Origin of the sequence: Magnetospirillum sp. (assembly GCA_027532905.1) — a bacterium.
Lineage (GTDB): Bacteria > Pseudomonadota > Alphaproteobacteria > CACIAM-22H2 > CACIAM-22H2 > Tagaea.
The window spans coordinates 123,700-140,731 of sequence record JAPZUA010000002.1 but is presented as its reverse complement, the minus strand read 5'-3'; the positions used below and the strand labels follow the sequence as shown (position 1 = coordinate 140,731).

The window sequence follows — 17,032 nt, the reverse complement described above, 5'->3', positions numbered from 1 at the left end:
GGCGCAATCGAAAAATAGGCACGCGACAATCGCACCTATCGGCGATCGCGACATGGCGTCCCCAGCTTGATTCCGAAGATATGTGAAAAAACGTGGATACGAAGTCGGGGTATTCGGCCGCGAAAGCAATCTTCGGCGGTCGATTGCTAGCCGAAATGCGCCTGCAAGTCCGTAAGGCTTGCGACCTGCGGGACGGCGGCAACGCTCGCATATTCGCCGGGCAAGCCGGTGCGGTTTACCCACACGGCGCGGAACCCGAAATTGGCGGCCCCCGCCGCGTCCCACGGGTTGGACGACACAAAGCCGATCTCGTTTGCGTCCAAGCCGAACCCATCGGTCGCCAGGCGATAGACGCGCGTATCGGGTTTGTAGATGCCGACCGCCTCGACCGACCAAACGGCCGCAAAGCGCCCGCCGAGCCGTGCGGCCGAAACCGCATCTTCAAGCCAAGCTTGTGTGCCGTTCGACAGGATCGCCAACCGCCGCCCGCCTTTTGCCAGAACGTCGAGACTTGCGCCGACTTCTGGATACGCGGCCAAGCGGCGATAGGCTGCCATCAGATCGGCGCGTAAGGCCGGATCGGCGATGGCGTGTCGGGCCAGCACATAGTCCAACGCTTCGCCGGTCACTTGCGCAAAATCGGCATGGCGGCCCATGAGGCTGCGCACCCACGTGTATTCGAGTTGCTTGGTGCGCCACAGGACCGAAACCGCCTCGGCCGCTGCACCGACGCGGCCCGCGTACGCGCGCACTGCCGCGTGGACGTCGAACAATGTTCCGTATGCGTCGAAAACGCAGGCTTTTACAGGCTCTTTCATCGGCTTTACTCCAATTTCGAGCTGGCGCGCCTAAACACCGCAAATTTTTCTGTTTCGAGTTAACCGATGATTCACCCCTATCGGCGAAGATCACTGCGTCGAACAGCCAGCGAGTCGCCCACAATGTCCGAAACACTGATCAATGACCGCATCTATATCGGGTCCAATTCCGTCGCCCAATGGTTTTTGACCTTGGGCCAGTCCGAGGGAAAACCGTGCCTGATCGCTCATCAGGTGTTCGTCGATGCGCCCAAACAGATGAATATCGTGGCCCGCAAACTGACCGGCGGGCGGTTGTTCTTTTCGCTCAAGCAGCTCGAAACGATGATGCAGATTCGCCATGGCTTGGAAGTCACGTTGACCCCGGGCGACCGCATGTGCATCGAGCGCCATTTGCGGGTCTGAGCACCCGGCGCTTGGCGCTTGACGCGTAACCTCGACCGCCCCAACTTCGAACTCGAAGTCACACGCCGACCCGAGGGGGCAGCTCCATGTTTTTCACGCGCAAAAAAGCCGAAATGCCGTCGCCCGACACAGCCCCCAAGGGGCGCGACACGCGCATGAAAGTGCCGGCAAAGCACTTCGTGAACGGCCAAGCGCTCGAGCCGCCCTATCCGGCTGGGAGCGTGACGGCGATGTTCGGTCTCGGCTGTTTTTGGGGGGCCGAGCGCAAATTCTGGCAATTGCCGGGCGTGCATGTCACGGCCGTGGGCTATGCCGCCGGCTACACGCCGAACCCCACCTATGAAGAAGTGTGCAGCGGGGCGACCGGCCACAACGAAGTCGTGCATGTCGTGTTCGACCCGGCGCGCATCGCCTACGAGCGGCTGCTGCAGGTCTTTTTCGAAAGCCACGACCCGACCCAAGGCATGCGCCAGGGCAACGACGTGGGCACCCAGTATCGCTCGGGCATCTACACCTATTCGCCGACCCAGCAGGCGGCAGCCGAGCGTGCCAAGGCGGCATTCGCACCCGTGCTGGCCAAAGCCGGTTTCGGCGCAATCACGACCGAAATTCTGTCCGCCCCCGAATTCTACTATGCAGAGGCCTACCATCAGCAATATCTCGCCAAGAACCCGAACGGCTATTGCGGGCTCGGCGGCACGGGCGTTTCCTGCCCGATCGGCACCGGTGCGAGTGCGGCCTAAGATTCTTGCGCAAACGCGCCCCTAGGGCGTGACCGAAATTCAGGCCGCTGAATGGCCCCTTTTTGCCCGTTGCCGGAGGCGCAAAAATCGCCGCCCGATATCGCTACATTCTCGATAGATTCGCGATTTGCGAACGCAATGTGCGTGACAGTGCAGCGCAACAAGGGCAATCTACACTTCTTCATTGCCAGATTCGGAAGTTAAAGCGTTATGTCCTCCACGCCGAGCTCGGAGACCGAACTCGAAGACGTTCGGAAATATCTCGCGGCGACGAAAAAGGCATTGGTCGGCGCGCCCAACAAGCCGCACGACCTGTCGCACCGAAATCTTGCCAAAGTAAATTTCGAAGGGCGCTCGATGGCGCGCGCGCGCCTGATGGGCACGGACCTCTCGGAGGCGCGCATGGCGCGCGCCGATCTGCTCGAGGCCGATCTGTTCGGCGCCAATCTCACCAACGCCGACATGAACGGCGCCAATCTGCAGAATGCGGTGCTGCGCGGCGCGTCGCTGCGCGGCGCGAACATGAACGGCGCCAACTTGTCCGGTGCCGATTTTCGCGGCGGCGTGATGATGGGCCAATCGGGTACGGGGCGCGTCGGGCTTGAAATCACCGACCTCACCGATTGCCTTGCCGATTACGCCACCGCCTCGCGCGCGCAGATGACGGGTGTGGATCTGTCGGGGGCGAGCTTCCAGGGCGCCAATCTCGAAGGGGCGATCCTGTTCGGCGCCAATCTCGCCAACACGAATCTCGCCTACGCCAATCTGCGCGGGGCCGACTTGTCGGATGCGCGGCTCGGCAAAACCTCGCTGATCGGCGCCGATCTTTCCAACGCCAAATTCGCGAACGCCAAAGCCGACGGCGCCAATTTCTCCGGCGCCAACATGACCAACGTCGACACTAAAAGCTTCGATCTCGCGCGCTCGATCATGTCGGCCAAGCCCCCGCTGCTGGGCCGCAACCAGCTGCCCGCAAATCTGAAAACCGCGCTCGACGGCCATGCGGCGTGGCTTGCAAGCGTCGGGCGCAGCGGCTGCCAAGCCTTGCTCGAAGGAGTCGATTTCAGCTATTTCGACCTCTCCGGCATCGACCTGTCGGGCGCCGTTTTGCGCAACGCCAAATTCGTCGGCGCCAATCTTGCCGGGGCGGTGCTGCTGCTCGCCAACCTGCGCGGCGTCGACATGTTCCATGCCGATCTGAGCGGCGCCAAGCTACACGGCACCATGTTCGACGGGGCGAAGCTACGCGAGGTCGAATTCGCAGGCGCCAAAGCCCTGCCGCTGCCGATCGCCAATGCCGACGGCTCGAGTTCGACACGCATGCAGCCCACGAGCTTCGTCGGCGCCGACATGACCGGCGCAAAGGTCAAAGGCTTCGACATGTCGCAAGCCGCGACCGAAGGCGCGCGGCTGCCTTAACTTAACGACGCGCCGGCACGCAGGCCCGGTTAGCGCGGTTCGCTCCCATCGAGTGCCGCAACAGGAATGATCGCGATCCCGTCACCCGGCAATCGCGCTATTTCTGCATGCACACGGTACGTTCTCGCGATCAGTTCCGAAGTCAGCGTCGCAGCCGGCGGACCGTCGGCAACGAGGCGGCCCCGATCGAGCACCAGTACCCGGTCGGCAAATCGCGCCGCGGCATTCAGATCGTGCAAGGCGGCGACGACGATGAGCCCGTTCGCGTGCGCAAGCTTCGCCAGCATGTCCAGCAGCAACAGCTGGTTGCGCATGTCGAGCGCGCTTGTGGGCTCATCGAGCAGCAGAACGGCTGGTTCGCTCGCAAGCAACTGCGCGAGAAACACGAGTTGTCTTTGACCGCCCGAGAGTTCCGTCAAGCGGCGTGCCGAAAGATGCGCGATCCCAAGCCGGTCGAGCGAGGCGACCGCGCGGTCGAGTTCGGCCGGCGGAACCGCGAGGCCGAGCGCGCGCAGGCGGCCGAGCAACGCCGCCTCCAGCACGGTGAGCGCTGCGTGCGCGCCGTTGTCCTGCGGCATGAAGCCGATCGCGGCAGCAGGCGCGCCCTCGAGCCGAACAAGGCCTTCGTGCCGCTGCAGCCCGGCTACGGCACGCAGCAGCGACGACTTTCCCGAGCCGTTGGGCCCGACCAGCACCACGAACTCGCCCGCGCGCGCCGTGCAATCGACGCGATCGACCGCGCGTTCGGCGCCGTAGCGAACGCCGACCGCTTCGAGATGCAGGCGCGCGGCGAAGGCGTCCGCCATCACAACCTGGCCTGTCGCGCGGTCAAGATCAGGGCTGCGAAGAACGGCACGCCGACCAAAGCTGTGACGATGCCGATCGGAAACAGTGCGCCCGGCGACACCGTCTTGCTCGCAACCGAAGCGGCCGAAAGCAGGATGGCGCCGACAAGGGCAGCACCCGGCAGGAAGATGCGCTGATCCTCGCCCAGCAGCATGCGCGCCACGTGCGGCGCCACGAGCCCGACAAACCCGATCGTGCCGACGAACGCGACGGCGATTCCGGTCGCCACGGACACGAACAGGAAACCGCGCAGCCGCACGCCGCGCACATCGACGCCGAGTGCGGCCGCCCGCTCGTCGCCGAGGCGCAAAGCCGTGAGCGCCCACGCGTCGCGCATCAGCAGCGGTGCGGCCACGGCGAGCGTCGCACCGACGATCGCGAGCTTCTGCCAGTTCGACCGCTGTAAGCTGCCGAACAGCCAGAACACGATCTGCTGGAGCGCTTCGGGCGACGCGAGGAACTGCAGGAGCGACTGGAGCGCTTGGAACAGGAACATGAGCGCAATCCCGGCCAGCACAAGCGTTTCGGGTGTCGCACCGCGAATGCCGCCGAGCAGCCACACGCACGCGCACGCAACGCCCGCAAACACGAAGGCCGAGACCGGTACGGCGTAGGCTTCCGGCACCGGCAAAGAAGCGCCCATCACGATCACCAAGGCGGCACCAAAGCCCGCACCCGCCGACACGCCGAGCGTGTAGCTCGATGCAAGCGGGTTGTTGAGGATGGTCTGCATGACCGCACCCGTCATGCCGAGCGCCGCCCCGACCAGCAGCGCCATGACCGCGACTGGGAGCCGGATCGTCCAGACGATCGCGTTCGCGGTAGGGTCGGCGCTGGCGCCCAGCAGCGATGCCGCCACGTCGCTGACGGACAGCATCGCAGGACCGGTTGCGACGTCGAGCAGGAAACTCGCCGCCAGCGCACCCGCACCGGCGGCGAAGAACCCCGTGCGGCGCAGCGCGAGAGCGCGCCAAGCCGCACGCGCCGCGCTCGCCCCTTCTAGGCGCGCCAAGGCAGCATCCACGTGCCGGAGAACGCGACCGGCAGATACTTGGCATGGTAGTCGGCAAAGACCGCGACTGGATCCATGCCTTCGAAGGCCCCTGGCCAGATCCGCTTGGCGATATAGAGCGCAGCCGTGTCGTCGAAGAGCGTGCGGCACAGCCCGTGCTCGATCGCATGGATCTCGCCGCGACGGATCGCCGCCAGATTCTGCCACAGCGGCCGTGCTGCATAGGGTGCGAGGCTGCGGCGCGTCTCCTCCGGCGCCACGTCGTAGCCCGTCTTGACCGCATTCGGGCGGTTCACCCACGACGAACCGGCGATGAAGATGAAATCGGGATTGGCCGCGAGCGTCGTTTCGGCAGCGAGCGGCCCCCAAGGTCCGGGGAGCTTGCCCTCGGCGATGTTCTGGGCGCCGATGTCGGTTGCAAGCTTGCCCCACATCGTTCCGGCGTAGGAATTGCCGATGATCTCCGCTCCCGCCTGCCCAAGCTCGAAATGGACCTTCGGCTTGGCGCCGGTGTTGACGCGCGCGACGCGGGTCTGGATGTCGCCCATGTTCCGGCGGTAGCGCTCGGCCAAGGCTGCTGCGCGCTCGGGCGTTCCCATCGCAGCCCCAATCGCCAAGGTCGATGCAACATGGCGCTCGACAATCTGCGCGTTGTAGTCGATGACGAGGATCGCGATGCCGGCCGCCTCGATCTGTGCACGCGCGGTTTCCATGGACGCCCAGCTCCATTGCGGCACGATCAGCAGATCGGGGCGCAATGCGATCACCTTCTCGGCGCTGAACGTGCCCTCGTCTGTGCTGCCGACGTCGGGTTGGCCGCCGAGATTTGGAATGACGGCGCTGTAGCGCGAGAATATCGCGGGTCGCCATCCTTCCCACACGAAGCGGTTCATGCCGACGACGCGCCGCCAGCCTTCGACGCCGGCGATCGCGGTGAATTCCTCGTAGTTGAACATCGTCACGACGCGGCGCGGCGGTGCGGTAAGCCGCACCTCGCGGCCGAGCACATCAACGATGCGCGGCGACTGGGCGATTGCGGGTGCGGCGAAAGACGCGGCGGCGGCGGCGCCGAGCAGGTGGCGACGGGTCATGGACATGAATTGGGACTCCTGGCGACGGGCGTGCCGCACTCTGGGCGACGCGCGCGATTGAACGGGCAACACGCGGGTGCCAGAACGCACCCGCGAACACGGTATGCGTTCAGGCCAGGATGGGAGGAGCGCGCGAAGCGTAGGCCGCCGGCGGTGCGTGCGGTGCGAGCAGCAAAGCGTCGACGGCCGCGACGCGTACAACGACGGCCACGCGCAGTCCGACCGTCGGCGGAACCGGAACGGGACCGCCGGGCAAACCATGGCAGTCGAAGCAGCCGGCGACGTCGAGACGGCTGTCGTGCGCCGGCTGGGTGCCGTCGGCGACAAGCGGCGGTTGGTCGGGATCGGAAACGCAGACCGAATAGTCGAGAATCGGATGCTGCAACGGCGACGAAAGCACCGGGTAGTTCAAGGACAGAAGCGTACCTTGAAAAGCCAGGAGAAGAGCCAGCAGAATCGGAATACGGCGTCGCAATCCGTGCATTGGCCATCGATACATCGCGCATGGCGCGCAATCAAGGCCGAAGACGCGCTTGCGTCAGCCCGCAGGTTTGGCCGGCATCAGTTCCATGTGCTGCAGCCCGCAAAAATAGGGCTCGACGCCGTCGAGGAACGCATTGATCTTCAAATTGAAGCAGAAATGCTCGAAACCGTGTTTGTCGACGATGCGGATTTTCTGGCGCTGGAAGCGGCCCTCGGGCTGGCGACGGCCGGTGAGATAGAGCGCGGTGCGCTCGATGCGCTTGCCCATGACCGGCAGCCCGATCAGCTTCTGCAGGCCCGTCGCCACGCGTTCGACGAACTGCTCCTCGTCGAGCCAGACATTGTTCTCGGCGTCCCAGCGATGGAAAGCGCCGAGCAGTATCTGGTGCGTGCGGCACTGTGCGACCAGGCGCGCGACCTGGATCGTTACGTCGCCGACAATGAAATCGTTGCGGCTGCCGCCGGTGCGCTCGGGCTGGCCGTAATTGTAGTGGCTGCCAATACCTATAGCGGCGCGCAATTCGGGCACGGCCACGGGTGAGGCAACCGTGCGCTTGAGGGCGGCATGGAAAATCGCAAACAGCACGTAGCCCAGCACGAGATCGACATCGGCCTCGAGGCCTTCGCGGCTGTTCCACACGTAGAACCCGTCGCCGGTAGTCGAGCGGCGCATATCGAATTTGATGCCGTGCGCGTTGGCGGTTTCGGCCGCGATGTTGAGCGCGAATTCGAGCGTGGCAAGCTGGCTTGCCTGCTGCTCGGGCAACAGCTTCGAAAATCCGATGATGTCGAGCAGCAGCACCGCGCGCTGGTCGGTCTTGGTGACCGCAAACGGCTCAAACAACGCTTCGACAAGCGCCATCGGCGTCATGCCTGGCCCGTCGCCGATGGGTTGGGACAATCGCACGTCGAGCGGGTGCGCCTGAAAAAGTTCGGCCAGTTCGTCGAACGCTTTGTCGCCCATGCGCCGGTCGCCGAAATAGAGCCGCCGCGGCGGCTCGGCGACCTCGAACAGGCGGATTTTCGGAACCGTCAGAATTTCAAAGCCCGTGGAGGTCGGGCGCCACGCCACCAGCGCGTTCGAGCCGAAGCGCCACACCGAATAGAGCGTGCGGTTGAGCTCGGCTAGAATCTCGGGCGCAACTAGCGCGTGGAGCGGCGTGTCGGTCGGCATGGTCGGCGCGCAGCATACACCCGAATGCGCCGTGGTTAAACTTTCCCCAAACTCACCCCAAACCCAAATCGACGAAAAAGCCACCGCCGGCGGGTTCCGCAAGCGGCGAAAAGGCGAAAATCCGGCCCGCGCGTTTGGCCTCGAGCAGATAGCGACCGACCGGCAGGAACAGCGTTTCGCCCGCCCCCGGAACCGGCGGATCGATGCGCACGGCAAAGCGCGTAGGCCCCGGTGCGACCGGCTCGACGATGAGGCGCTGCAGTTTTTCAAGCGCTTCGGGCAGTTCGAGGCCGCGCAGATCGAGCAGGGCCTCGGCCTCGGGTGCTTTGCCCAAGAGATGCAGGGCCTGTTCGGGATCGAGATGCGGCATCAGAAATGTCCTGCCAAATGGCGCGCCATCGCCTTGTTGCCGTAGAGATAAGCACCCTTCTTGTTGCCGTACCACACGACCTCGCGGCACCAATCTTCGAAGCGCGGCCACGTTTCCTGCGAGCGCGCGATGCGGTAGACGACCGCCTCGTCCGCAAGATCCTCGCGCCGTCCTTCAAGGATCGCGCGGTAATAGGGATAGAGATCGCTCGCGAGGCGCACATCGAGGTCGGCGAGCGCGCCGGGTTCTTTGACGAGGGCCCGGTTGAGGCGCAGCGCATCGGCGACCGTCTCGCGCGGCACAAGGGCGCGGTTGCCCGCGATCGCCGCAAAGATCAGCCGCTCGGCCTCCTCGTAGAACGCGTCGAGCTTGCCGTTTTTGACGAGGTCGATGAACACGAATTCGTCGGCCGGCCAATGGATGCCGAGCCATTCGGCCGAATAGACGTATTCGACCTCGCCGTTCTGGATCTGCAGCGCGTAATCGTCGAAGAAGGCGCGGATGGCGCCGAAGGTCGGGTAGAGACCGCGGTCGGCCTCGAAAAACGCGTCGAGCAGGCGCCGATAGGGGACCGCGCATTTTTCGTGCGCAACCAGGATCGGGATCTGCAGCAGCTTGTTGTAGTGAACAAGGGCCGTCATCCAGGCGTAGCTGCGCGCGCGCCGCCAATCGGCCGCCGGCATCGCACCGGTCTCGACGACGAGATCCTGCACTTCGTAGATGCCGTCGGGATCGACTTCGAGTGCGCCGTGGATGTTCACGATGCGCGTTTCGACCGTGCGCATGCCGAACTTGGCCTGGTAGGCGGGATCGCCCATCTCGGCATTGGGTAGGATCGAGAGATTGTTGAATTGGATGCGGTTGTGCTGGCCGTTGTCCATCAGCCACACAATGCCGTCGACCCAGCTGTCGAACGTCTCGCCGGGCAGGCCCAGGATCAAATCCGAATAGGTTTCGACGCGGTCGCGCGTGAAGCGGCGCTGCAATTCTTCGTAGGTGTCGAGCGCGATGTTCTGGCGCTTGATGGCTTTGAGGGTACCCGGATCGAGCGACTGCATCGACAGCGTGACGCCCTTGTTCATGCCCGCATCCGACAGGATTTTCTGCGTGAGATACGCGCGATCCGTCGCGTTTTTGGTGTTCTGCACCGACACGGCTTTGGGATAGCCCACTTGCGCTTTCGAACGCGCCAAGGCTTCGGCCAATTGGATGTCGCGCGCGAGGATGCCGAAATTGGCGTCGCAGCAGAAGATGAACTCGATCTTGGCCTCGGCGAACCACGCGATCTCGGCTTCGAGACGCGCCAAATCGAACTGGAACACTTTGGCCTGTGTAGCCGAGCCCCAGTCGCAGAAGGTGCATTGGAACGGGCAGCCGCGGTTGGTCTCCCACAGCACGATCCAGTTCTCGTCGGTCTTGGCCTTCATCAGCGGCGCAAACGTGCCCTCGAGATAGGGCGAAGGCACGTCCGCCAATTCGCGGATGCGCGGGCCCTTGGCCTGGACCGTGAATTTGCCGTCGGCGATGTAGGAGAGGTTGGCGATGCCGGCCCATTCGCGCGCGGGCCAGGCTTCGAGCAGCTTCAAGAACGCAAGCTCGCCCTCGCCGTTCACCGCAACGTCGACGTAAGGATGCTCGCGCAAGAAAGGCTCGCAGCGATCGGGCACGTGCGGACCGCCGAACACGATCAAGATCGAAGGCTTGCGTTCCTTGAGGCGCTTGGCGATCGCCAGCGACAATTTGAAGTTCCAGACATAGGTCGAGAAACCGATTACGTCGGCCGCGATCAGCGCATCGACCGCTTCTTCCACACGCTGGCGCTTGTAGAGCGGCAACATGAATTCGAAACGTTCGGGTGCGCGCGCATATTTGCGCACATAGGCCTCGAGCAACCCCGCCGCATAGGGCAGATAATTCTGGCCCGAGAAGCTGTTGTTGATCTGAACCAGCCCGACGCGGCAAGTCTCGAACTGCGGCGGCATGCCCTCGTTTCCCTTTGCCATTCCAAGAATCAGGACAGTCTAAACGTCAAATAGCGCAAAAAGTCTAAAATTAGATTAATTTGCCGCAAATCTTCTTTACAGCTTGAAAGATTGTCCATTTTTTAGGCGTCTATCACGATTGCATGGCGCCCCCGCCATCTGATACCACGATGGGACCGCGCGCGGGATAACAGGCAAGCGCGGACGACACACAGGGAAACGGACGCCCCCCACGTGGCAGACTTCATTCTCGAAACCGAAGCCTTGACCAAGGAATTCCGCGGCTTCGTCGCCGTGAACGGCGTCTCCTTGCAGGTGAAGCGCAATTCGATCCATGCGCTGATCGGCCCAAACGGGGCCGGCAAAACCACCTGCTTCAACCTGCTCACCAAATTCCTCGATCCCACGCGCGGCGTCATCCGCTACAACGGCCGCGACATCACGCGTCTCAAACCCGCCGACATTGCGCGCCAAGGCCTCGTGCGCTCGTTCCAGATTTCGGCCGTCTTCCCGCATCTGAGCGTGCTCGAAAACGTGCGCGTGGCGCTGCAGCGCCAGCGCGGCAGCTCGTTCGATTTCTGGCGCTCCGAGCGCGTGCTCGACCAGTACAACGACCGCGCGCGCGAATTGATCGACTGGGTCGGCCTCTCGGAATTTGCCGACACGATCGCCGTCGAAATGCCGTACGGGCGCAAGCGCGCGCTCGAGATCGCGACCACGCTCGCCCTCGATCCCGAAATGATGCTGCTCGACGAGCCCACCGCCGGCATGGGCCACGAAGACGTCGGCCGCATCGCCGCTCTCATCAAGCGCGTGGCGCAAGGACGCACGGTGCTGATGGTCGAGCACAATCTCTCGGTCGTGGCCGATCTCTCCGACACGATCACCGTCCTTGCGCGCGGCGAAGTTTTGGCCGAAGGCAACTACGAAACGGTTTCGAAGAACCCTGACGTCGTCCAGGCCTACATGGGGGCCGGCCATGGCTGAGACGATGGTGGCGCCGATGCTTGCGGTCGACGATCTGCACGCGTGGTACGGCGAGAGCCATATCCTGCACGGCGTGAAATTCAACATCGCCAAAGGCGAAGTGGTCACGCTGCTGGGTCGCAACGGGGCCGGCAAGACCACGACCATGAAATCGATCATGGGAATCGTTTCGAACCGCAAAGGCAAGATCGCGTTCGAAGGAACCGAGACGATCGGGATGCCGTCGCACAAGATCGCGCGCCTGGGCCTTGCCTTCTGCCCCGAAGAGCGCGGCATCTTCGCCTCGCTCGACGTCAAAGAGAATCTCATGCTGCCGCCGCAAGTGGCCCCGGGCGGGCTTAGCGTCGACACGATTTTCGAATTGTTCCCGAATTTGCGCGAGCGCCTGTCGAGCCAGGGCACCAAGCTCTCGGGCGGCGAGCAGCAGATGCTCGCTATCGGCCGCATCCTGCGCACGGGTGCGAAACTCCTGCTGCTCGACGAGCCGACCGAAGGGCTTGCCCCCGTCATCGTGCAGCAGATCGGCGCCACCATTCGCCGTCTCAAGAAAGACGGCTTCACCATTCTGCTGGTCGAGCAGAATTTCCGCTTCGCGGCCACCGTCGCGGACCGGCACTACGTGATGGAACACGGCCATATCGTCGACGAGTTCGCCAACCGCGATCTCGACGCGAACATGGACAAGCTGCACGAATATCTGGGCGTCTGAAAACCCAAAAACCGGGAGGGACAAACGTGAGAAACCTTAAATCGATGCTGCTGGGTGCGGTCGCACTGGCAAGCTTGGCGCTGCCTGCGGCAGCGCAGGTCAACGTCAAGATCGGCGTGCTGTCGGACATGTCCTCGCTCTACGCCGATCTCGGCGGGGCGGGCTCGGTCGCAGCCGCGCGCCTGGCGATCGAAGATTTCAACGCGGCTGCAAAGGGCATGCGCGTCGAAATCGTGTCGGCCGACCACCAGAACCGTGCGGACGTCGGCTCCAACATCGCGCGCCAATGGTTCGACCGCGACGGCGTGGACGTGATCGTCGACGTGCCGAACTCGGGCGTGGCCCTCGCCGTCAACGGCGTGGCGCGCGAAAAGAACAAGGCGTTCCTCGTGTCGGGTGCGGCCACCTCGGCGCTGACGGGCGAGCAATGCTCGCCCAACACCGTGCACTGGACCTACGACACGTGGGCGCTTGCCAACGGCACGGGCAAAGCCATCGTGCAGCAGGGTGGGGACACGTGGTTCTTCCTCACGGCCGACTACGCGTTCGGCCACCAGCTCGAAGCCGACACGTCGGCCGTCGTCAACAAGCTCGGCGGTCGCGTGGTGGGCAGCGTTCGCCATCCGCTCAACGGCAGCGACTTCTCCTCGTTCCTGCTGCAGGCGCAGGCAAGCCGCGCCAAGATCATCGGCGTGGCGAATGCCGGCGGCGACACGATCAACACGATCAAGCAGGCCGGTGAGTTCGGCATCGTGCGCCGCGGCCAGAGCCTCGCGGGTCTGCTGATCTTCATCAGCGACGTGCACGGCCTCGGCCTCGAAGCCGCCCAAGGCCTCGTCTTCACGAACGCCTTCTACTGGGACGCCAACGACGGCACGCGCGCTTTTGCCCGCCGGCAGGCGGCTGCCAATCGCGGCATCCATCCCACGATGGTGCATGCGGGCGTATACAGTGCGGTCACGCACTATCTGAAGGCGGTCGAGGCCAACAAATCGGCCGCCGACGGCAAAGCCACCGTCGACCGCATGAAGGCCATGCCGACCGACGATCCGCTGTTCGGCAAGGGTACCGTTCGTGCCGACGGCCGCAAGATCCACGACATGTATCTCTACGAAGTGAAAAAGCCGTCGGAATCGAAAGGCCCGTGGGATTACTACAAGCTACGCGCCACGATCCCGGCCGCCGAAGCCTTCCGTCCGCTGGCCGAAGGCAAGTGCCCGATCGCCGGCAGCTGATCGCCTAAAGGGGGGCGGCCGCCGGTCGCCCCCTCTTCTTTCTCCCCCTCCGGATCCCCCGCTTCATGCCCGACATTTTCGGTATCCCGCCGCAAGCCCTGTTCGGCCAGCTTCTGCTGGGCCTCATCAACGGCGCGTTCTACGCGCAGCTGAGCCTTGGGCTTGCGATCATTTTCGGGCTGCTGAACATCATCAATTTCACGCACGGTGCCCAATACATGATGGGCGCTTTCGTCGCCTGGATGCTGCTGAACTGGCTCGGCCTCGGCTATTGGTGGGCGCTTCTCGTCGCCCCCGTTGTCGTCGGCGCCTTCGGCATCCTCATCGAGCGCACGATGCTGCGCCATCTCTACAAGCTCGACCATCTTTACGGTCTCTTGCTCACCTTCGGCATCGCCCTCATCGTGCAGGGCCTGTTCCGCGACCAGTTCGGCTCGACAGGCCTGCCCTACCGCATCCCGGCCGAACTGCGCGGCGGCACCGATCTCGGCTTCATGTTCATGCCCAACTATCGCGGCTGGGTCGTCGTCGTGTCGCTCGTGGTGTGCTTCGGCACCTGGTTCGTGATCGAGAAGACCAAGCTCGGCTCGTACTTGCGCGCCGCGACCGAGAACCCGGCGCTCGTGCAGTCCTTCGGCATCAACGTGCCGCGCATGGTAATGCTGACCTACGGCTTCGGCGTGGGCCTTGCCGCCTTCACGGGCGTGCTCGCCGCCCCCATCTACCAGGTGAGTCCCTTGATGGGGGCCGACATCATCATCGTCGTGTTCGCGGTCGTCGTAATCGGCGGCATGGGTTCGATCCTGGGTTCCATCCTCACGGGCTTCGGGCTCGGCATCGTCGAAGGGCTCACCAAAGTGTTCTATCCGGAAGCCTCGTCCACGGTGATTTTTGTCGTGATGGTAATCGTGCTGCTGATCAAACCCGCCGGTCTGTTCGGGAGGGCCCGCTGATGGCAGGCTCCCCCGCCCCGCACACCAAAGAAACCGGCATGCCCGCGCACCAGCGCGCGATCGTCGTCGCGATGGTGGCCGTCCTGCTCGTGCTGCCGCATCTGCTCTATCCCGTGTTCGTGATGAAGGTGCTGTGCTTCGCGCTGTTCGCCTGCGCCTTCAATCTGCTGATCGGCTATGTCGGCCTCCTGTCGTTCGGGCACGCGTTGTTTTTCGGCTGGGCCGCCTATGTTTCGGCGCACGCCGCCAAAATCTGGGGCTTTCCGCCGGAACTCGCGATCCTGTCGGGGATGGCGTGCGGTGCCGTACTCGGCCTCGTGGTGGGCGCACTCGCCATCCGCCGCCAGGGCATCTATTTCTCGATGATCACGCTGGCGCTTGCGCAGATGGCGTATTTCTTCGCCCTGCAAGCGCCCTTCACGGGCGGCGAAGACGGGCTGCAGCGGGTCCCGCGCGGCACGATGTTCGGGTTCTTGGATCTGCGCAACGACCTCGTGCTCTACTACGTCGTCGCGGCGATTTTCCTCGCCGCCTTCATGCTTATCTACCGCATCGTGCATTCGCCGTTCGGCCAGGTGCTCAAAGCCATCCGCGAAAACGAACCGCGCGCCGTGTCGCTCGGCTACCGCGTCGACCAATACAAACTCGCCGCCTTCGTGATGTCGGCAGCTCTTGCCGGGCTCGCAGGGGCGGTCAAATCGCAGATATTCCAGCTCGCCTCCTTGTCCGACGTGCACTGGACCATGTCGGGCGAAGTCGTGCTGATGACGCTCGTGGGCGGGCTCGGCACCGTGTTCGGCCCCATCGTGGGGGCTGCCGTCATCATCGCGATGCAGAACTATCTGGCGGAATTGGGTTCGTGGGTTACGGTCGTACAGGGCGTGATCTTCGTCGTGTGCGTGCTCGCCTTCCGCCGCGGTATTGTGGGCGAGATCGCGGCCAAGCTCAAAAAGCCGCTGTAGCGAAGGTGCTTGCGGCGGTAGTATAGGCCGCATGCGCATCTTGGCTCCCGAAGACGAAGCGACCCTGTCGGCGTTTTTGGCGAAGACGCCGGAAACGGCGATGTTCCTGCGCTCCAATTTGGCGGCCGCCGGCCTTGCCGACAACGACCAGCCCTATCAAGCCACCTATGTCGGCGCTTTCGACGGCAACGCGCTGGTGGGTGTGGCCGCGTTCTGCTGGAACGGCAATGTAATGCTGCACGCCCCCACGGACCATGCGGCCGAATTGGCCGCCGCCGCCCTCGCCGCTCGGCCGACGCGCAGCTGCCAGGGCGTGCTGGGCGCACCCGACGCGGTCGCCGAGGTGCTGCGCCTGCCCGCCTTCGCCGACCGGCATCTGCGCGTGGCCGCCCGCCAGGTGCTGCTCGCCTGCGACCTCGCACACCTGCCCGCGCCCACGGCGCACACCGCGCGCGTGCGCCCCGCCAATCTCAAAGACCGCGACGCGGTCGCCGCGTGGCGCCACGCCTATCTGTGCGAAACGCTGGGGGCGCAGGAAAGTCCGGCTTTGCTTGCGCAGGCGCAAGACGAAATCGACCGCGCGATCGATGCGGGCCGCCTCTATCTCCTGTGCATGGGCGACAATGCGCTGGCGACGGCTGCCTTCAACGCGACCTTGCCCGAGATCGTGCAAGTCGGCGGCCTCTATTGCCCGCCCGAGGAACGCGGCCTCGGCTACGGGCGCATCGTGCTGCACGGCGCTTTGCTGGCCGCACGCGCGAAGGGTGTCGCACGCGCCGTGCTGTTTGCGGCAGAAGCCAACGTGGCTGCTTTGCGCAGCAGCCAAGCCCTCGGCTTCAAACCCGTCGCCGACTACGCGCTCGCGTTTTACTGATCGCCGCCGCAGGATCCGAACGCTGGCTGCGCCAATGCGCGATCAGCCAAGCACGGAACGCTGCGATCTCCGGGCGGCGCAAGGCAGCGGGTGCGGCCACCACGTAATAGGCCCAGGAAAGCGGCAGGCTAATTTTCGGATAAAGACGCAGTAATATGCCGCGCTCGACTTCCGGCGCGGCCAAGCCCAGCCGAACCAAAGCCACGCCGCTGCCGCGAATTGCGGCCTGAATGGCAGAAGACGAAGAATTGATGTCGAGCCGCTTTGCGACGACAGAAGTGCCAAACCCTGCGCGCCGCAGCCAGGCTGCCCAATCGGGAAACGCCGCTACCGACGTGTCGTTGATAAAAGTTTGCCGCGACAGCCAGTCGGCCGAAGGTATAACCCCGCGCGCCCCGACAAGGCGCGGGCTGCACACGGCGACGAGTTCTTCGGACATCAGGCGTGTGGCCGTAACGCCGGACCAATGTCCCGGGCCGCAGCGCACGCCTATATCGGCCGCCCCGCCCGCGATATCGACGACGCGATCGGTCACGTCAAGGCGTATGTCGATCTGCGGATAGCGTTCGCAGAAATCCGGCAGCCCCGGCACCAGCCAGCGCGCCATGATGGCCTGCGAAGCGCTCACAAGCACGACATTGGCCGTTTGGGGTTCGCGCAGGCGCTTTAGGCCGCGATCGAGCCGATCGAGCCCTTCGGCCAGATCGTCGAGGGCGGCACGCGCTTGCGCCACCGGCACAAGCCGCGCGGCCCCGGAGCGACGGCGCAAAAACAGCGCCATTCCGATCCACGCCTCGAGGGTACGCACAAGCTGGCCGACGGCAGCCGGGGTCACGTTCAATTCGCGCGCGGCACCGATGAAGCTGCCATATCGGGCAGCCGCCTCGAAGGCCTGCAGGGATTTCAGCCGAGACAGAGCGCGCATATGAGATAGTTTTTCTTTTCTGTGAAGGTCAATCTTACGCGTTG

At 64.1% G+C, this 17,032-nt stretch carries 18 protein-coding genes; 9 read left to right on the top strand and 9 right to left on the bottom strand.

What is annotated here, in order from left to right; translation table 11 throughout:
- Positions 1-146: 146 nt before the first annotated feature.
- On the bottom strand, positions 147-818 hold the full coding sequence (locus tag O9320_08615; GenBank protein MCZ8310903.1) for a haloacid dehalogenase type II: 672 nt from the start codon (positions 816-818) through the stop codon (positions 147-149).
- A gap of 123 nt (positions 819-941) precedes the next feature.
- On the opposite strand from O9320_08615, the gene O9320_08610 reads away from it, so the two are divergent.
- The 3 genes from O9320_08610 (at position 942) to O9320_08600 (ending at position 3,385) form a co-directional block, all read left to right on the top strand.
- A complete protein-coding gene (locus O9320_08610) occupies positions 942-1,223 on the top strand; it encodes a hypothetical protein (protein MCZ8310902.1) in 282 nt (93 codons plus the stop codon).
- An 86-nt stretch (positions 1,224-1,309) separates the two neighbouring features.
- Positions 1,310-1,966, top strand: a complete 657-nt coding sequence (msrA, locus tag O9320_08605; GenBank protein MCZ8310901.1) for a peptide-methionine (S)-S-oxide reductase MsrA — start codon at positions 1,310-1,312, stop codon at positions 1,964-1,966.
- A gap of 210 nt (positions 1,967-2,176) precedes the next feature.
- Positions 2,177-3,385, top strand: a complete 1,209-nt coding sequence (locus O9320_08600) for a pentapeptide repeat-containing protein (protein MCZ8310900.1) — start codon at positions 2,177-2,179, stop codon at positions 3,383-3,385.
- Between the two features lie 29 nt (positions 3,386-3,414).
- On the opposite strand, the gene O9320_08595 is transcribed toward O9320_08600, so the two are convergent.
- The 7 genes from O9320_08595 to O9320_08565 form a co-directional block, all read right to left on the bottom strand.
- A complete protein-coding gene (locus O9320_08595) occupies positions 3,415-4,191 on the bottom strand; it encodes an ABC transporter ATP-binding protein (protein ID MCZ8310899.1) in 777 nt (258 codons plus the stop codon).
- A complete protein-coding gene (locus tag O9320_08590; GenBank protein ID MCZ8310898.1) occupies positions 4,191-5,243 on the bottom strand; it encodes an iron ABC transporter permease in 1,053 nt (350 codons plus the stop codon). Before O9320_08590 ends, O9320_08595 begins: the two co-directional genes overlap by 1 nt.
- Positions 5,231-6,340, bottom strand: coding sequence for an ABC transporter substrate-binding protein (locus tag O9320_08585; GenBank protein MCZ8310897.1), 1,110 nt, complete (start codon positions 6,338-6,340; stop codon positions 5,231-5,233). The genes O9320_08590 and O9320_08585 overlap by 13 nt, the downstream gene beginning before the upstream one ends.
- 103 nt (positions 6,341-6,443) lie before the next feature.
- On the bottom strand, positions 6,444-6,746 hold the full coding sequence (locus O9320_08580; protein ID MCZ8310896.1) for a hypothetical protein: 303 nt from the start codon (positions 6,744-6,746) through the stop codon (positions 6,444-6,446).
- A gap of 126 nt (positions 6,747-6,872) precedes the next feature.
- Positions 6,873-7,991, bottom strand: a complete 1,119-nt coding sequence (locus O9320_08575) for a hypothetical protein (protein ID MCZ8310895.1) — start codon at positions 7,989-7,991, stop codon at positions 6,873-6,875.
- Between the two features lie 52 nt (positions 7,992-8,043).
- On the bottom strand, positions 8,044-8,361 hold the full coding sequence (locus O9320_08570; protein ID MCZ8310894.1) for a hypothetical protein: 318 nt from the start codon (positions 8,359-8,361) through the stop codon (positions 8,044-8,046).
- Positions 8,361-10,343, bottom strand: a complete 1,983-nt coding sequence (locus tag O9320_08565; GenBank protein MCZ8310893.1) for a cobalamin-dependent protein — start codon at positions 10,341-10,343, stop codon at positions 8,361-8,363. Before O9320_08565 ends, O9320_08570 begins: the two co-directional genes overlap by 1 nt.
- 234 nt (positions 10,344-10,577) lie before the next feature.
- Here O9320_08565 and O9320_08560 point away from each other — a divergent pair, with 234 nt between their 5' ends.
- The 6 genes from O9320_08560 (at position 10,578) to O9320_08535 (ending at position 16,063) form a co-directional block, all read left to right on the top strand.
- Positions 10,578-11,330, top strand: a complete 753-nt coding sequence (locus O9320_08560) for an ABC transporter ATP-binding protein (GenBank protein MCZ8310892.1) — start codon at positions 10,578-10,580, stop codon at positions 11,328-11,330.
- The gene (locus O9320_08555) at positions 11,323-12,039 is read left to right on the top strand and encodes an ABC transporter ATP-binding protein (protein MCZ8310891.1); all 717 of its coding nucleotides are present in this window, start codon (positions 11,323-11,325) and stop codon (positions 12,037-12,039) included. Before O9320_08560 ends, O9320_08555 begins: the two co-directional genes overlap by 8 nt.
- A gap of 44 nt (positions 12,040-12,083) precedes the next feature.
- Positions 12,084-13,274 (top strand): ABC transporter substrate-binding protein, encoded by a 1,191-nt coding sequence (locus O9320_08550; protein MCZ8310890.1) that lies wholly within the window; start codon positions 12,084-12,086, stop codon positions 13,272-13,274.
- Positions 13,275-13,339: 65 nt separating this feature from the next.
- Positions 13,340-14,227, top strand: a complete 888-nt coding sequence (locus O9320_08545; GenBank protein ID MCZ8310889.1) for a branched-chain amino acid ABC transporter permease — start codon at positions 13,340-13,342, stop codon at positions 14,225-14,227.
- A 38-nt stretch (positions 14,228-14,265) separates the two neighbouring features.
- On the top strand, positions 14,266-15,189 hold the full coding sequence (locus O9320_08540) for a branched-chain amino acid ABC transporter permease (protein MCZ8310888.1): 924 nt from the start codon (positions 14,266-14,268) through the stop codon (positions 15,187-15,189).
- A gap of 31 nt (positions 15,190-15,220) precedes the next feature.
- Positions 15,221-16,063, top strand: a complete 843-nt coding sequence (locus tag O9320_08535; protein MCZ8310887.1) for a hypothetical protein — start codon at positions 15,221-15,223, stop codon at positions 16,061-16,063.
- Here the strand turns inward: O9320_08535 and O9320_08530 are convergent.
- Positions 16,026-16,988 carry a LysR substrate-binding domain-containing protein gene (locus O9320_08530; protein MCZ8310886.1) on the bottom strand — a complete coding sequence of 321 codons (963 nt, stop codon included), beginning with the start codon at positions 16,986-16,988 and terminating at the stop codon, positions 16,026-16,028. The two genes, O9320_08535 and O9320_08530, sit on opposite strands and share 38 nt — an antisense overlap.
- Positions 16,989-17,032 lie beyond the last annotated feature (44 nt).

What these genes read in the sequence shown, in the direction of transcription:
- O9320_08615 (MCZ8310903.1), bottom strand. Translation starts at nt 818, where the DNA reads ATGAAAGAGCCTGTAAAAGCCTGCGTTTTCGACGCATACGGAACATTG.
- O9320_08610 (MCZ8310902.1), top strand. Translation starts at nt 942, where the DNA reads ATGTCCGAAACACTGATCAATGACCGCATCTATATCGGGTCCAATTCC.
- msrA (MCZ8310901.1), top strand. Translation starts at nt 1,310, where the DNA reads ATGTTTTTCACGCGCAAAAAAGCCGAAATGCCGTCGCCCGACACAGCC.
- O9320_08600 (MCZ8310900.1), top strand. Translation starts at nt 2,177, where the DNA reads ATGTCCTCCACGCCGAGCTCGGAGACCGAACTCGAAGACGTTCGGAAA.
- O9320_08595 (MCZ8310899.1), bottom strand. Translation starts at nt 4,191, where the DNA reads ATGGCGGACGCCTTCGCCGCGCGCCTGCATCTCGAAGCGGTCGGCGTT.
- O9320_08585 (MCZ8310897.1), bottom strand. Translation starts at nt 6,340, where the DNA reads ATGTCCATGACCCGTCGCCACCTGCTCGGCGCCGCCGCCGCCGCGTCT.
- O9320_08575 (MCZ8310895.1), bottom strand. Translation starts at nt 7,991, where the DNA reads ATGCCGACCGACACGCCGCTCCACGCGCTAGTTGCGCCCGAGATTCTA.
- O9320_08570 (MCZ8310894.1), bottom strand. Translation starts at nt 8,361, where the DNA reads ATGCCGCATCTCGATCCCGAACAGGCCCTGCATCTCTTGGGCAAAGCA.
- O9320_08565 (MCZ8310893.1), bottom strand. Translation starts at nt 10,343, where the DNA reads ATGCCGCCGCAGTTCGAGACTTGCCGCGTCGGGCTGGTTCAGATCAAC.
- O9320_08555 (MCZ8310891.1), top strand. Translation starts at nt 11,323, where the DNA reads ATGGCTGAGACGATGGTGGCGCCGATGCTTGCGGTCGACGATCTGCAC.
- O9320_08550 (MCZ8310890.1), top strand. Translation starts at nt 12,084, where the DNA reads ATGCTGCTGGGTGCGGTCGCACTGGCAAGCTTGGCGCTGCCTGCGGCA.
- O9320_08545 (MCZ8310889.1), top strand. Translation starts at nt 13,340, where the DNA reads ATGCCCGACATTTTCGGTATCCCGCCGCAAGCCCTGTTCGGCCAGCTT.
- O9320_08540 (MCZ8310888.1), top strand. Translation starts at nt 14,266, where the DNA reads ATGCCCGCGCACCAGCGCGCGATCGTCGTCGCGATGGTGGCCGTCCTG.
- O9320_08535 (MCZ8310887.1), top strand. Translation starts at nt 15,221, where the DNA reads ATGCGCATCTTGGCTCCCGAAGACGAAGCGACCCTGTCGGCGTTTTTG.
- O9320_08530 (MCZ8310886.1), bottom strand. Translation starts at nt 16,988, where the DNA reads ATGCGCGCTCTGTCTCGGCTGAAATCCCTGCAGGCCTTCGAGGCGGCT.